General features: G+C 75.1%; 11 protein-coding genes. 4 read left to right on the top strand and 7 right to left on the bottom strand.

Translation table 11 applies throughout. The features are described 5' to 3' along the window. Window positions 1-79 precede the first annotated feature (79 nt). A complete protein-coding gene (locus EDD39_RS20505) occupies window positions 80-1528 on the bottom strand; it encodes an MFS transporter (protein WP_123558060.1) in 1449 nt (482 codons plus the stop codon). A 289-nt stretch (window positions 1529-1817) separates the two neighbouring features. Here EDD39_RS20505 and EDD39_RS20500 point away from each other — a divergent pair, with 289 nt between their 5' ends. Further along, window positions 1818-2837, top strand: coding sequence for a LysR family transcriptional regulator (locus EDD39_RS20500; protein ID WP_123558058.1), 1020 nt, complete (start codon window positions 1818-1820; stop codon window positions 2835-2837). A 39-nt stretch (window positions 2838-2876) separates the two neighbouring features. On the opposite strand, the gene EDD39_RS20495 is transcribed toward EDD39_RS20500, so the two are convergent. Continuing rightward, window positions 2877-3896, bottom strand: coding sequence for an LLM class flavin-dependent oxidoreductase (locus EDD39_RS20495; protein ID WP_123558056.1), 1020 nt, complete (start codon window positions 3894-3896; stop codon window positions 2877-2879). Between the two features lie 266 nt (window positions 3897-4162). On the opposite strand from EDD39_RS20495, the gene EDD39_RS20490 reads away from it, so the two are divergent. Further along, window positions 4163-4819: a hypothetical protein gene (locus tag EDD39_RS20490; protein ID WP_123558054.1), complete on the top strand. Its 657-nt coding sequence runs from the start codon at window positions 4163-4165 to the stop codon at window positions 4817-4819. A 24-nt stretch (window positions 4820-4843) separates the two neighbouring features. On the opposite strand, the gene EDD39_RS20485 is transcribed toward EDD39_RS20490, so the two are convergent. Both EDD39_RS20485 and EDD39_RS20480 read right to left on the bottom strand, forming a co-directional pair. Continuing rightward, a complete protein-coding gene (locus EDD39_RS20485; RefSeq protein WP_030459787.1) occupies window positions 4844-5788 on the bottom strand; it encodes a GNAT family N-acetyltransferase in 945 nt (314 codons plus the stop codon). A gap of 352 nt (window positions 5789-6140) precedes the next feature. Further along, window positions 6141-7571, bottom strand: coding sequence for a dihydrolipoyl dehydrogenase family protein (locus EDD39_RS20480; protein ID WP_123558052.1), 1431 nt, complete (start codon window positions 7569-7571; stop codon window positions 6141-6143). 160 nt (window positions 7572-7731) lie between these two features. Here EDD39_RS20480 and EDD39_RS20475 point away from each other — a divergent pair, with 160 nt between their 5' ends. Together EDD39_RS20475 and EDD39_RS20470 are read left to right on the top strand one after the other, a co-directional pair. Further along, window positions 7732-8337, top strand: coding sequence for a SigE family RNA polymerase sigma factor (locus tag EDD39_RS20475; RefSeq protein WP_123558050.1), 606 nt, complete (start codon window positions 7732-7734; stop codon window positions 8335-8337). Beyond that, entirely contained in the window at window positions 8327-9550 is a 1224-nt protein-coding gene (locus EDD39_RS20470) for a hypothetical protein (protein WP_123558048.1), read from the top strand. Before EDD39_RS20475 ends, EDD39_RS20470 begins: the two co-directional genes overlap by 11 nt. 64 nt (window positions 9551-9614) lie before the next feature. Here EDD39_RS20470 and EDD39_RS20465 read toward each other — a convergent pair whose 3' ends face one another. The 3 genes from EDD39_RS20465 to EDD39_RS42125 form a co-directional block, all read right to left on the bottom strand. Continuing rightward, a complete protein-coding gene (locus EDD39_RS20465; protein WP_123558047.1) occupies window positions 9615-10166 on the bottom strand; it encodes a YceI family protein in 552 nt (183 codons plus the stop codon). Window positions 10167-10358: 192 nt separating this feature from the next. Further along, entirely contained in the window at window positions 10359-10556 is a 198-nt protein-coding gene (locus EDD39_RS39020; RefSeq protein WP_148089482.1) for a hypothetical protein, read from the bottom strand. Window positions 10557-10567: 11 nt separating this feature from the next. Then, window positions 10568-14683, bottom strand: coding sequence for an ATP-binding protein (locus EDD39_RS42125; RefSeq protein WP_148089481.1), 4116 nt, complete (start codon window positions 14681-14683; stop codon window positions 10568-10570). Between the last annotated feature and the right edge of the window lie 2 nt (window positions 14684-14685).

The raw sequence follows: 14685 nt of genomic DNA, 5'->3' as shown, positions 1-14685 counted from the left end.
CCCGGGAGGCCCGCCACCCGGGAGGCCCGCCACCCGCCGGGCCTTCGCCCGGGGGCCGGCCGCCCACCGGGCCGCCGGCTCAGGCCGCGGGTGCCTTCCCGCGCAGGCCGCCGGCGGCGACGACGGCCCCGAGCAGCAGCGCGGCCCCGGCCGTGAGCAGGGCCCGGCGGGTGCCGTCGGCGCCGGACGGGGACAGGTCGAGGACCGCGCCGAGGACCGCGACCCCGAGCGAGGCGCCCACCTGGCGGGCCGAGTTGAGGACGCCCGCGCCGGTCCCGGCGAACTCGGCGGGCACGGTGCCGGCCACTGCGGCGACCAGCGCGGGCAGCGCGAAGGAGACGCCGAAGCCGAAGGCCAGCAAGCCCGTCAGCGTCGCCGCCGGGGCGAGCGCCGAGTCGCCGGTGAACGGTGCCTGGAGCAGCGCGCCCGCGCCCATCAGGACGAAGCCGGCGGTGGCGGGGCGGCGCGGGCCGATCCGGCCGACCAGGCGGCCGGTCCAGAGCGGGTTGACGGCGGTCGGCAGGGTTAGCGGCAGGAAGGCCAGCCCGGCGACGGCCGGCGAGTAGTGGCGGGCGTCCTGGAAGAACAGCGACAGGACGAACAGCAGCCCGGAGAGGCCGAAGTTGGCGAGCAGGCCCGCCGCGACCGCGGGCGAGAAGCCCGGGCTGCGGAACATCCGCAGCGGCACCATCGCGGCGTCCCCGGCCCGCCGCTCGGCGAGCACGAAGCCGACCGCGGCGACGACGGCGAGCGCGAGCGCGCCCAGCACCCGGGCGGCGGACCAGCCCAGGTCCGCGCCCTCGATCAGCGCGTACACCAGGGCGGCCAGCGCGACGGCGGCGGTGAGCTGGCCGACCGGGTCGAAGCCGCCGCGCGGCTTGCGGACGGTCTCCGGGGCCCGCCGGACGGTGACGGCCAGGCTGACCGCCGCCAGCGGCACGTTGACCAGGAAGACCGCCTGCCAGCCGACGGCCGCGGTCAGCACGCCGCCGACCACCGGCCCGGCGGCCAGCGCCGCACCGGTGATCGCCGCCCAGGCGCCCACCGCCCGGGCCCGCGCCGCCGGGTCGGCGTACGCGTGGGTGATCACCGCGAGCGAGGACGGGAGCAGCAGCGCCCCCGCCGCGCCCAGGGCCAGCCGCAGCGCGACCAGCACGGGCAGCGTGTCGGCCAGCGCGGACACCCCGGACAGCAGCCCGAACGCGACCAGCCCGCACAGGAAGACCCGGCGCCCGCCGAAGCGGTCGGACATCCAGCCCGCGGTGAGCAGCAGGGCGGCGAAGGTGACGGTGTAGCCGTTGGTGACCCACTGCAGGCCGCTCAGGCCGACACCGAGGCGGTCGGCGATCGCGGGGAGGGCCACCGAGACGACGGTCAGGTCCAGCAGGACCATGAAGTAGCCGAGCGAGAGCCCGGCCAGCAGTCCGCGGGGCGGCCCCGCGGACCCGGCCGGGGTGGCGGCGGCGTCGGTGGCGGCGTCGGTGGCGGCGTCGGCAGCGGTGGGCCGGTTGTCGGCCTGGGTGGCCATGGGTGTGCTCCTGGTAGTGGTGGTGGAGGAGGAGGAAAGGGGACGGGGGCGACCGGGAAAGCGCGCAGGCCGCAGCGTCCGGGGAACCGGTCGGCCGGGGCGCGGTCGTCCGGTCCCCCGGATCGGCACCGTGGCGGTGCGGTGGGGGCGGTGCTGCCATTCTTCCGGAGCGGGGAGCGGATCCGGCCGTCCTGAGCACGGGAAGGGCCGATGGATACAATCGGCCCGGCCGATGGGTCGGCGACGGAGTACCGCCAGGCCGACGGCACGTCAGAGGAGTGGCCCGGCAGTGGAGTTACGGCACCTGCGCACCTTCGAGGCGGTCGCCCGGACGCTCAGCATGACCGGGGCGGCGCGCGAGCTGCACTACGCACAGTCCAGCGTGAGCGATCAGGTCCAGTCGCTGGAAAGGGAGTTGGGCGTCGAACTGGTCGACCGCTCGCAGCGCCGGATCCGGCTGACCGCGCAGGGCGAGGTGCTCGCCTCCTACACCGGCCGGATCCTCGGGCTGGTCGAGGAGGCACGCACCGCGGTCGTCCGGCCCGCCCCGGAACTGGCCCTCGGCGCACTGGAGACGCTGAGCCGGCACCTGCTGCCCGGGGTGCTGGCCTCCTACCGGACCCGGCACCCGGAGACCAGGGTGCGGGTCTCGCAGTCCAACCGCGGCGAACTCCACGGAGCGGTGCGGCGCGGCGAACTCGACCTCTGCCTGACCTTCGGCACCCCGCCGAACGTCCCACTGAACATCTCGCCGAACATCTCGCCGGGCGCTCCTCCGAACGCCCGGTCGGACTCCCGACCGGACGCCCCGGGCCTGCGCGCGGAGACGCTGGCCGAGGAGCCCCTGGTGGTGATCGTCCCGCCCGGCCACCGGCTGGCCGCCCGCGGCCGGGCCGACCTGGCGGAGCTGGCCGCGGAGCCGTTCCTGGCCACCCAACGGGGCTGCGGCTTCCGGGAGATGTACGACACCGCGTTCGGCGGCACCTCCGCCTCCGCCGACGCGGCTACGGCGGTGGCTGTGGCTGCGGCTACGGCTACGGCTGTGGTCACAGCCGCGGTCGGGCCGGAGCCGGTCGCCGAGGTGGACAGCATCGACACGCTCGGCGCCTGCGTCGCGGCCGGAATGGGCTGTGCGCTGCTGCCGCTGCTCGCGGTCCGCCACCGGGCCGACCGGGGTGAGGTCGCCGTGGTGGAGGTCGGCGACGCGGAACTCCGGACGGCGATCACCATGACCTGGCTGGAGCGCAGCCCGGCGAACCCGGCGCTGACCGGCTTCCAGGACGCGCTCCGCCGCCAGTTGTCGGCCTGACTGCCCGTCAGGTTGCTTGCTCACGGCCCGGCTCGGACCTCAGGCGGCGGGGCTCCAGCCGAGCAGCGGGCCGAGGCGGGTGGCGAGGTCGGTGAGGATCTGGACGTAGTCCTCCGGCGCGAAGGTGAACGGCAGCGCGAACGCGACCTCGTCGGCCTCCCGGAACGCGGCGTGCGCGTACAGCCGTTCGGCGAGCTGCTCGCTGGTGCCGACGAGGTCGGGGGCGAACAGCAGGCGGCCGGGGCCCTGCGGGGCGAGCGTGCGGGCGTACCGGGACTCCGCGTACGCCCGGTACTTGGCGCGCTGCTCCGGGGTGGCGCTGTCGGTGGGGACGACCACCAGTCCGTGCGAGACCCGGGCCCGTTCGCCCGCGGGGTGGGCGGCCCGGAACGTCCGGATCAGGGCGAGCTGGTTGGCCTCGAAGCTCTCGCTCTCCTCGGCCCGGACCACGCTGCTGGTGAGCAGGTTCAGCCCCTGCTCGCCGGCCCAGCGCGCCGAGCGCAGGCTGCCGCCGCCGTACCAGACCCGTCCGACCAGGCCGGGCACGTGCGGCTGGACGCGCTCGGAGTACGCCTCGATGCCCTCGGTGCCCTGGAAGGTGCTGGCCCGCTCGCCGCGCAGCAGGCCGAGCAGGCGCTCGACCCGCCCGTAGCCGAAGTCCTCGCGGTCGGCGGTGTCCGGGTACAGCGCGCCCTTCACCTCCTCGTAGTGGATCGGCACGCCGACGCTGACACCGGGGTTGAGCCGCCCGCCGGAGAGCACGTCGACGGTCGCCAGGTCCTCCGCGTAGCGCAGCGGGTTCTCCCAGCCGAGCGGGGTGACGGCGGTGCCGAGGGCGATCCGGCGGGTGCGCTGGCTGGCGGCGGCGAGCACCGTCAGCGGCGAGGAGATCCCGTACTGCAGGTGCCGGTGGCGCAGCCAGGCGCTGTCGAAGCCCAGTTGTTCGCCGAGTTCGATCAGCCGCAGGGTGGCCTCGTGGCCGCCGGCCGGGGCGTGCTCGTCGAACAGGCCGATGGTCAGGAATCCCAGCGAGCGCAGCGGCCGGTCGGGGGTGGGCACCGGGTTCCTCCTCGGTCGTTCGGTCTCCGATCCCGCCACGCTCACACACCGGGGCCGGAACGATCAACCACCGGCCGGGATTGTGATGCGGCGTCACGCTCCCGCAACACACGGGAGTCCCGCTTCCTTCCCGCTTCCGGCCCGTCACCTTCCCGTCTCCTTCCCACCTCCTTCCCGCTTCCTTTCCGCTTCCGGCCCGCGCCGCCGGGCGGTCCGGCTACGGTGGCTGTCGGTGACTGGACGTCAGGTCTTCGGGAGGGACGGCGATGTTCTCCAAGGTGTTCCCCACAGCGTTCTCCGGCGGTCGGCGCGCGCTGCTGGTGGCGGGGCTGGCCCTGGCCGCGGCGGGTTGCAGTTCCTCGGGCGGCAGCACGGACGCCGCGCCCCCGAACCCGAACGCCCCGACGTCAGCCCAGGCGTCAGCCCGAACGTCAGCACCGGCATCGCCCACGGGCGCGGCCACGATCGCCGTCACCGTCAGCGGCGACCCGTCCGCGGCCGGACCGGCCGGGCGGCCGGCCGATCCCTGCACGGTGTGGACCAACGCGCAGGTCAGTGCCGCGATGGGCGGCGGCTCCCAGTTGCTCGCGGAGGGACCGTCCACCGAGCGCCCGTGGTCGTGCACCTGGGGCTCGCGCCGCTCGTACCTGTCGCTGCGGCTGGTCGACGACGCCGCCTTCGCCCAGACCACCTCGAACCCGGCCTTCACCTCCGTGCCCGTCGCCGGGGTCGGCGACCAGGCCGTGCTACTGACCCGGGCCTCGGACGGCAGCCAGCCGGAACTCTTCTTCACCGTCGGCACCTCCCACTACGCGATCGAGGCGGTCGCCGACCGCAGCGCGACGGACGCCTCGAACACGCCCGCCGAGTCCGCCGCCGAGGAAGCCCTCGGCCGGCAGGCCGGCGCGAAGCTGCGCGGCTGACGCGCCGTCAGCGGCCCCCGCCGTTCAGTGCGCGGAGAGCACCAGGCGGCGGTCGGTGTTGCGGTACCCGGCGCGTTCGAAGGCGGCGGCCATCGGGGTGTTGGCCAGGTCGGTGTCGGCGCGGATCCGGTCGGCGGCGGCCTCGGCGGCCAGGACGCGGGTGGTCTCGCCGAGTATCTCCTCGGCGTAGCCGCGGCCCCGGTGCCCGGGCAGCACGCCGAGGTAGCCGACGACGGGGCCCGCGGAGTTCCGGGAGGGGACGGCGAAGCCGACCGGTTCGCCGTCCGGGGTGTGCGCGGTGCGCCACCAGGAGCGCTCGCCGGGCATGCCGTCCCGGTAGAAGGCGACGTCGGCCCGGGCCTGCGCCTCGGCGCCGCGGCGGGCGGCGGCCGTCCGGGAGGTGGCGTCGAGGGTGCCGGTCAGGGCCCGGCGGAACAGGTCCGCGAAGACCTCGTCGTCCGGTTCGGCCCGGAAGCGCAGCCGCCCGGTCGGGGCGGGCAGGCCCGCGCCCGGCGTCCACTCGTAGCGCAGCCGCTCCAGGCGGGCCGGGAGCCCGGCCCGGCGGGCCGCCTCCTGCCGCCAGGCGACGGCGGCGACCGTCTCCGGCCGGTCGTGCCAGTCTCCGGGGAGCAGGAGGTGGTACTCGGACGCCCGCCCGTGCGCCGCGTGCGCGGCGGTGAGCAACTCGGCGGCCAGCACGGCCCGTCGGGCGTCGGAGCCGAACTCGGGGCGGACGCCCAGGGCGTCGAGCGCGGCGGGCCGGTCGCTCCCGGGGCGGCCCCACCAGACGGCGAGCGCCAGCGGCGGCCCGCCCGGGGCGGCCCGGGCCGTCCACGTCCAGCCCGGGCGGTACTCGCCGGCGGCGAGGCGGGACAGGTAGGTGTCCGCCGTCATCCCGCAGGCGGGGTCGGCGGTGAACAGCGAGAGCAGGCCGTCGAGGTCGGACGCGACGGCAGGACGGAAGAACACGGTGCCTCTGGGGGCAGGGGGAACGGGAACCGGAGGCGCAGCCCGATCGGGCGGACCGCTCTACCGCACCCGGACGGGCGCGGGCGCGAGAACGGAAGCGGGGGCGGGGGCGGCAGCGGTGATCGGGAGCGCCGGGTGCGAGGTCGGCATCACGGACTCCTCTCTGCACGTGGGCCGCACGGGCCCGACCGGGGCGCCGGCCGCGGAACGGACCGGCGCGGCCAGCCTAGAACCCCCCCGAATCGGGTCGCAACGGATTTTCCACCCAGCTCCGCTCCCCCTTCTCCCGCCCTCCCACCCTCCTGCCCCTTGCCCCCCGCCCTCCTGCCTCCCGCCCTCCCCTGACGACGGGTCAGCCCCGGTAGGTCTCCAGCAGCCGCAGCCAGACCTCGCTGATCGTGGGGTAGGCCGGCACCGCGTGCCAGAGCCGGGAGATCGGGACCTCCCCGGCGACGGCGACGGTCGCGGAGTGCAGGAGTTCGGCGACGCCGGGCCCGGCGAAGGTGACGCCGACCAGCACCTCCCGGTCGAGGTCGACGACGGCCCGGGCCCGGCCCCGGTAGTCGTCGGCGTACAGGGCGGCGCCGGAGACCCCGCCGAGGTCGTAGTCGACGGCGCGCACCCGCAGCCCGGCGTCCCGGGCCTCCTGGAGGGTGCGGCCGACGGCGGCGACCTCGGGGTCGGTGAAGACCACCTGCGGGACGGCGGCGTGGTCGGCGGTGGCGACCGAGCGGCCCCAGGGGGCGAGGTCGAGCGGGCGGCCGGCGGCCCGGTCGGCGATCGCGGCGCCGAAGACCCGGCCCTGGTACTTGCCCTGGTGGGTGAGCAGCGCGCGGTGGTTGACGTCGCCCGCGGCGTACAGCCAGCCGGCCGGGACGGCGGTGGCGCGGCCGGTGTCGTCGGTCTCGATCCAGCTGCCGGGTTCGAGTCCGACGGTGTCGAGGCCGAGGTCGGCGGTGGCGGGGCTGCGGCCGGTGGCGAACAGCGCCTCGTCGGCGGGCAGCCGGGTGCCGTCGGCCAGGTCGAGCAGGAGGGTGCCGTCCGGTTCGCGGTGCAGGGCGGTGACCGAGACGCCGAACCGGACGTCCACCCCGGCGGCCCGCAGGCCGTCGGAGACCAGTTGTCCGGCGAAGTCCTCGGTGCGGTCCAGCAGCCGGTCGCCGCGCACCAGCAGGGTCACCTCGCTGCCCAGGGCGCGCCAGGCGGTGGCCATCTCGACCGCGACGACGCCGCCGCCGACCACCGCGAGCCGCCCGGGCACCTCCTGCGCGGAGGTGGCCTCCCGGCTGGTCCACACCCGGGCGCCGGCCAGCCCGGGCAGGTCGGGGAGCGCGGCCCGGGTGCCGGTGCACACGGCGACGGCGTGCCGGGCCGTGAGGGTGCGCCGCCCGCCGTCGGGCGTCTCGACGGTGACCCGCCGCTCGCCGTCCAGCCGCCCGTGCCCGCGGACCAGGTCGATGCCGGCCGAGGCCAGCCACTGCACCTGCCCGTCGTCGTGCCAGTGGCTGGCGAACCCGTCCCGCCGCGCCAGCACCGCCGCCGCGTCGAGCTTCCCGCCGACGGCCTCCCGGCTGCCCGCCACCCGCCGGGCGTCGGCGAGCGCCGCGACCGGGCGCAGCAGCGCCTTGCTGGGCATGCACGCCCAGTACGAGCACTCCCCGCCGACCAGTTCGCTCTCCACCAGCGCCACGCTCAGCCCGCCGGCGTGCGCCCGGTCCGCCAGGTTCTCCCCGGTGGGCCCGCCCCCGATCACCACCAGGTCGTAGCTGTCCTCAGCACCCATGCCCGCACCCACCGGCCTCTCCGCTCGTCTCGCCCGCCGCCCCGTGACGGCCGGTCAGCCCCCATCGTGCACCACGTTCCGCCGCCCGCCGCCACGACGAGCCCGGTGCCGGGGCCTGAGGGGGTGTCACGTAGCGTCGGGCCCGATGCGTTACCAGGGCATGGATCACTCATCGAACCGGGCGGGGCCGGACGGTCCGGGGCTGCCGCGGACTCCGGAGTTCGAAGAATTCGTGGCGTTCCGGGCCAAGCACCTGCTGCGGACCGCGTTCCTGCTGACCGGCGGGGACGCGCACCTGGCGGAGGACCTGGTGCAGGAGGCGCTGGGGCGGGCCTTCCTGAAGTGGCGGAAGATCGCCCGACTGGAGAACCCGAGCGGGTACGTGCAGGCGGTGCTGGTGAACACCTTCCTGTCGTACCGGCGGCGGCGCAGCACCACCGAGCGGGTCACGGACGTGCTGCCGGAGACCGGCGTCGACGACCCGGACCCGGCGCTGCGGCTGACGCTGCTGCGGGTGCTGGCCGAACTGTCGCCGGCGGACCGGGCGGTGCTGGTGCTGCGGTTCTGGGAGGACCGCAGCGTCGAGGAGACCGCCGGGGTGCTGCGGATCGGCGACAGCGCGGTGCGCACCCGCACCAAGCGGGCGCTGGCCCGGCTGCGGGCCGCGCTCGGCGACGACCTGGACACCCTGGTGGGACGCCCCGCCGCCTCCCCCGCGCCCGGACCCGACGACTCGCGGAAGGCGGTGTCGCACCATGCCCACTGACGACGAACTGGCCTCGGCCCTCTCCCGGGCGCTCGACGGCGCGGCCGGGTTGACGCCCGAGGCGGCGCACGGACAGCTGGCCGCCGGAGCCCGGCGGGCAGGACTGCGGCGGCGGCGCCGGCGCCGGGCAGCCGTCGCGGGAGCGCTGGCGGTACTGGTGCTGGGCGCGGCGGGCGGCTTCGCGTCCGGCGGGCACCTGCCGTTCGCCTCCCCCGCCCCGGCCGCCCCGGGGCCCGCCCGGATGTCGGAGCAGCGCTTCGACGAACTGCTCACCCAGCTCCTGCCGCCCGGGAAGCTGGAGCCGATGGGCCGCGCCTGGACGGGTGGCCGCAGCCCCCACGAGATGGGCAGCATGCTGACCTTCGACGACGGGGCCGGCGCGAGCATGATCCAGATCACGGTGCAGTACACCGCCGACCCGGTCGACCGGGTGGGCTGCATGGACGCGTTCCAGGTCCCGTCCGACGGCTGCGACCGCACGGTGCTGCCGGACGGTTCGGTGCTGGTCGTCGACAAGCTGCGGAGCCAGAGCGTCGCCGACCTCCGGGAGTGGCGCGGCGTCTGGGCCGCGCCGGACGGCCGCCAGGTGCACCTGACCGAGTACAACGGCCAGCCGAGCGTGCCGTCCCGCCCCGCGCCGCCGATGACGGAGGAGCAGCTCACCGCGGCGGTCGCCTCCCCGCTGTGGGCGGAGGCGTTCGCCGCGCTGACCCCGGTGGCCGGCACGCCGGACGCCACCGTCTCCGCGGACGCCCACCCGTCGCCGACCTCCACCGAGACCGCGAACGCCCTGCTGGACAAGCTGGCCGCGCTGCTCCCGACGGGAACGGCCACGGCCGACCGGGACGCGGCGCACACCAGGCTGGCCGTGACGACGGACGGGCGGCGCAGCTCGCTGACGGTGGTGTTCACGCCGCCCTCGCAGCGCGGGCTGGACGACCTGGCCGGGCTGCCGCAGCGGCCGCCGACCCCGCTGGAGGTCCGCGAACCGGTGGCGGGCGGCGGGACGGTGGTGGTCAACGCCTTCGGCAACGGCAAGACCGCGACCGACAACCTGCTGCACTGGACGGTGACCGTGTACTACCCGGACGGCGCGCAGCTGCTGCTCAACGAGTGGAACGGCGAGCAGTTCTACGACACCAAAACCGGCGTCCCGGCCCTCGACCTGGCCGCCCTGAAGGCGATCGCGCTCTCGCCCGCCTGGCGGGCCTGACCCCGCCCCCGGCGGCAGCTCAGGGCCCGCCCCCGGTCTCCGGGGGCGGGCCCCGGCGGCGCCGTCAGCCCTGCTTGACCGCGGAGACGTCGAACTCCAGCACCACCTTGTCGCCGACCAGCACGCCGCCGCCCTCCAGCGCGGCGTTCCAGGTCACCCCGTACTCCTTGCGGCTGATGGTGACCGAGCCCTCCAGGCCGACCCGCAGGTTGCCGTAGGGGTCGACGGCGTTGCCGGTGTACTCGAAGTCGATGCCGACCGGCTTGGTGGTGTCCTTGATGGTGAGGTCGCCGGTGACCCGGTACTCGGTGTCGGACTTCCTCTCGACCGCGGTGGTGCGGAAGGTGATGTCGGGGAAGTTCGGCGCGTCCAGGAAGTCGTTGGTGCGCAGGTGCTGGTCGCGCTGCTCGACGCCGGTGTCGATGCTCTCGGTCTTGATCACCACCTGGCCGCCGGACTTCGCCGGGTCGGCCCCGTCCAGGTGCGCGGTGCCCTCGAACTGGTGGAAGGCCCCGCGCACCTTGGTGACCATGGCGTGGCGGGCGACGAACCCGATCCGGGTGTGGGTCGGGTCGAGGACGTAGTCCCCGGTGAGCTCGGGCAGGCTGACGGTCATGGTCTGCGCTCTCTTCTCGTGACGGGTACGCGTGCCGGGTACGTGCAACGGGTACGCGTGCCGGGTACGCACGGACGGACCGGCGGCCGCTCGCCCCGGTCCCCCGCAAACGCTAGGCGCTCCGCCCGGCCCGCCTCCCGGTGACACGCGGTCGGCCCCGCGCGGCCGGTACCTCACCGTTCGAGCCTCGGATCAGGTGGCAGCCGTCCCGCCGGGCGTGCCCGGGCGGCTCGGCCGAGAGGCTCCTCCGCCGGTTCCGAAAACCTCTCCGGGCCCGAACCACGGATCGTCATCGGCTCCGGCTCCGAAGTAGACGTTCGCATCGCCGTTGGCAGCGGCGAAAACTTGGCCGCCCCAGGCCGCCGCGTTCGTCTGCACGTTGTCGGCCACTGCGCTCCTCCTCATTCGTCCAGCCGTTGCAACTCGACGGCCCGGTGGTGCCGGGACGCCGCCAGGCCGTCGACCAGCGCTTGGAAGTGCGGGCGGGTCCCTTCGGTGACCTCGGCGTGGACCTGGGCCAGCCAGTCGGCCAGCCGGAGCCCCGGGGAGGTCACTGTTCCCCTGCTGCTGACGGACAGTTGCCGAACCAGCCGGAGGCCGGGGTCGTTCTGCTCGTCGTCCGGGAGCGTCCGCAGGTAGGCCACGAGGTTGTCGGCCGTGTCCCATCGACCGGCCGCGTCGTCCGCCCACTGCTCCAGCAGGTCCGCGACGCGCGCCAGAGGGACCCACCGCCGGCGCACGGCCTCGAAGGTGCCGTCCGCCGCCCGGTCCAGGACCGAGAACACCGGGTTGGGAACGAGTTCGCCCAGCAGCTCCGCCCGGTCGTGGCCGTGCTCCTCCCGTTCCTCCGCCTCCTCGGGGAGGGGCGCGGGCGGCGCGGTCAGGACCACTTCCATCAGCTCCGCCCACACCTCGGCCATCGCGGGCAGCAGCTCGCTCTCGTAGGTCGCCGCCGCTTTCATCCCGGCGAACAGATGGGCCAGCGTCGAAGGGGCCTGCACCAACCGGTCGACGAGGTCCACCAGCAGTTCGGGTTCGCGGCCTGCGGCCCGCAGCACCGCGGCACCCCACTCTGCGGTCTGCTGGGGGATTTTCGAGTGATCGCCCCACCGGTGGGCGCATCGCACGTAGTCCGTGAGCAGCTCGGTCCTCAGCTCGACGGCCTCGCCCGTCCGGCAGTGCCGGACGGCCCCGGCGTCGAGGGCCGCGACGACGGCGAGCCGCACCGCACCGATGTCGGGTGCGGTGCGCCGGGCGGCCTCGAAGAATTCCACGTCGTCGTCCCACGGATCGGCGAAATCGGACCGGGCGTCCTCGAGTGCGGCCCGCCCGAGAGCCGCGACGGCCGCCCAGGCCACCTGGTGATGGCAGTCGGTCGGCACGCAGGGCACGGACCAGGTCGGACGCAGTCCCTCCACCAGGTGACTGCGGACGTCCACCACGGGGTGGAGCGCAGCGGCCACGAGGACCGCGCGCAGCGTGTGCGGTGCGGGGCCGCTGGCGGCGCCGAGGAGGGCGGGCAGGGCCATCGCTGCCTGGGCCGTCCCGCCCCACAGGCCACCGAAACTACTGCTCCCGACAGGGGCGGCCGGCTGGTGGACCGCCGCGATCAGCTGCTCCGCCGCCCAGCGAAGATCGTCCCCGTCCAACGGCGTGCCGTCGGCGGAGGACCGCACCGCTGCCGCCGCGACGGCTCGGATCCCGTCGCGGTCCGCGAATTCGGCGGCGGCCGAGGCCAGTGCCCGGGCAGCCGCCAGGTCCGCGGCCAGCTGTGCGGCGTCGACGTCGACGGCCGGGAGGCTGACCCGGTGCAGCAGCCTCCGGTGCAGGGCGTACCGGTTGATGAGCGCGTAGTTGAAATTCATCCGTTCCGCGTCGAGGCGCTGCGGTTCCAGGTTCCTTGCCAGCTCCTCGGGTTGCCCCACCGTCACCTCAAGGCGGCCTTCGTGGGAAAGCACCCGAAGCTGCTGCCAGTCGAGGTGGTCGGCCCAGTTCAGGACGGTCAGGCGGTCGGGCCGGTCCTCGGCGGCCGCTCGCAACCGGTCGGCCACCGCTCGGAGCCGGTCGCGGTCGGCGGGTTCGGCGCCGGCGGCATACGTCATACGCAGGACGAGCTCTTTCAGCGGGGCCCGGAGGAAGTACTCGTCGGTGTCCGTGGGCGTGCCCCGGTGCATCTGTTCGTCGATGTACCGGGCGAACTCGAAGTCCCACACGCCTGGCAGGGCGAGGAAGGCGTCGAGTTCGTCGGTCACCGCGGGCAGTCGGCGGAGCAGCAGCCCGAACGCCAGCCCCGCTCCCGCCAGTGTCCCGACCCGGTCGAGCGCGACCGCGGCTGCTTGCCGGACGGTGCACACCGACTCCTCGACCGCACGGTTCAGCCAGCGTTCCAGCGCCATCAGCGCGCTGCCGCACGGCTGGGGGAAATCGAGCCCGCCCCGGTACCAGCGCCAGCTCTGCCCGGGGCCCGTGTACGACCGTTCGCCCAGACCCAGCAGGTCCGCGGTCAGGGTCCGTTCCGGGGGCGAGGTGTCCAGTGCCGCCACGGTGCCGGCCACCAGCGCTCCGATCAGATCCAGCCCGCAGCCGGGTGCGAAGTGGAGCAGGAAGTGGAAAGGCCCGCTCGACCAGTGCGACCGCATCCCGCGTCCGTGGCGGAAGAGGAGGTGCCTCTCCCTCCGGTGCCAGTTGTCGGAGCTGTGGTGCGGCCGGCGGAGGGATTCGGCCGGCAGGTAGCAGGCCAGCGCCAGCTCCGCCAGCAGAGCGGGTTGTGAGTCGGCCAGGCTCCTGGCCGCTTCCGGGCCTTCCACCACGTCGTCGAGGGTCGTCGGGGACGTGCGCGCGATCCGGCGCAGGACGTCCGTCACCTGTTCGTTGTGGTCGGATCCGAGCAGCGCGAGGGCCTGCGCGTAGCTGCGGGTCGGGTAGGCCGGTGCGTCGTCCAGCAGGGCGTCCCGCAGGAGCGCCCTGACCCGGCGCTGTTCCGGCGTCGCGTCTTCCGGCCATTCGTCGAGGTGCACCGATCGGAGCCAGCCCAGCACCGCCAGGTCGGCACTGCCCGGGATCGATTCGAACGGGTTGCCGGTGTGCCGGGCCAGCCATTCGACCACGGGGGCCAGCACCACGGGATCGCAGTAGTAGCCGTCGCCGAAGCGCTGGACCGCGCAGCGCAGCATCCCGTCCCTGACCGCCGTGTCGGAGAGTTGGCGATCCGTCAGGACATCGAGGGCTTCGCCGCACCAGCCTGCGGACAGCACCGCTTCCCACCCCACGTCCGTCCAGCGGCTCCCGTGTGCCCGGGACAGGTGCTCCAGGCGGGTCCGGACCTCTCGCCACCTGGTCGGGAGGCTCGGCTTCCGGACCGCCGGGTCCAACCTCGACTGGCACCAGATCCGGACCGGGTTGACCGCCCACCGGGGCGCGTGCTCGGACAGGACCGCCATGCCGTCCTTGAGCAGGAGGCACTTCGCCGCAGCGTAGTCCCGGACCAGGTCGTGGCCGAAGTGGTACTCGCGCTCCCAGTCGCCGAACTCCGTCCCCGGCGGGGCGAGCAGGCCGTTCGACCGGAGGTGGGCGACGGTCGGGCCGTGCAGGCCGGGCACCGGACGGCCGGTCAGCCACGCTCGGGCGATCGCGGTGAGGACGTCCTCGCAGCTCTCGGCGGTGACGCCGTCGGCGGGCGCGATGCCGCGGTTGCGCACCACGGTCCGCCAGACGTGCTCGAAGACGTCCGCCTCGCTCCGCAACCGTACGACCTGGCCGGGTTCGTCGTGTGTCGGCACCAGCAGCAGGCTCAGGATCTTCGGGCGGCCCAGCAGCCAGCGGGTCCTGGGGTCACGCGCCGCGCCGCGCAACGCCGTTGCCAGGCACAGCACTTCGTCGAGTTCCCGGTCGCCCAGGCGCGGGACGGCGTGCTCCGCCAGGTCGCCGCCGGGTCTCCGCCGCACCACGGCGCGGATCGCCTCCACCGCATCGTCCCGGCTCACCAGGACGACGGTCGCGCGTTCGAGCAACGCGGCGTCGAGCACCTCCTCGAGCAGGCCCTCGCACCCCTCCTGCACCGCCTCCGCCCCGTCGAGGAGCAGGAAGTCCCGGTGCGTTCCGGGAGAGGCGTCGGGCCCGGCTCCCCCGATCGCGTCCGCGATCAGCTCACGGACGCCCCCGGCCCGCGGGAGGAGGCCGGGCAGCCGGGCCGCGAGGGCCCGGTGCCCGTGCGCGCGGAGCGCGTCCACCGCACGCAGCGCCAGCACCGACTTGCCGGTACCGGACTCGCCCCGGACCAACAGGACCGATCCCGGCGGCGCGGTCGACAGGAACCCCGTCAGGTCCTCCAGCGCCTGCGCGCGCTCGATCACGTACGAACGGTCCGGACCGATCGGCAGACCTGCGGGAGCCAGCCGCAGCGCCCGCTCCCACCTGGCGAACAGGTCCACCGGCGCCGCCTCCACCCCGACGTACACGTTCCCGTTCTGGGCCGCGTACACCGGGGCCGACCCGGTGGAGGTGTTGATCTGGACCATCG

Source organism: Kitasatospora cineracea (assembly GCF_003751605.1).
GTDB lineage: Bacteria > Actinomycetota > Actinomycetes > Streptomycetales > Streptomycetaceae > Kitasatospora > Kitasatospora cineracea.
The sequence above is the reverse complement of the archived record's forward strand: the minus strand, read 5'-3'. Positions and strand labels throughout refer to the sequence as shown.

What these genes read in the sequence shown, in the direction of transcription:
- EDD39_RS20505 (WP_123558060.1), bottom strand. Translation starts at nt 1,528, where the DNA reads ATGGCCACCCAGGCCGACAACCGGCCCACCGCTGCCGACGCCGCCACC.
- EDD39_RS20490 (WP_123558054.1), top strand. Translation starts at nt 4,163, where the DNA reads ATGTTCTCCAAGGTGTTCCCCACAGCGTTCTCCGGCGGTCGGCGCGCG.
- EDD39_RS20465 (WP_123558047.1), bottom strand. Translation starts at nt 10,166, where the DNA reads ATGACCGTCAGCCTGCCCGAGCTCACCGGGGACTACGTCCTCGACCCG.
- EDD39_RS42125 (WP_148089481.1), bottom strand. Translation starts at nt 14,683, where the DNA reads ATGGTCCAGATCAACACCTCCACCGGGTCGGCCCCGGTGTACGCGGCC.
- EDD39_RS20470 (WP_123558048.1), top strand. Translation starts at nt 8,327, where the DNA reads ATGCCCACTGACGACGAACTGGCCTCGGCCCTCTCCCGGGCGCTCGAC.
- EDD39_RS20480 (WP_123558052.1), bottom strand. Translation starts at nt 7,571, where the DNA reads ATGGGTGCTGAGGACAGCTACGACCTGGTGGTGATCGGGGGCGGGCCC.
- EDD39_RS20475 (WP_123558050.1), top strand. Translation starts at nt 7,732, where the DNA reads ATGGATCACTCATCGAACCGGGCGGGGCCGGACGGTCCGGGGCTGCCG.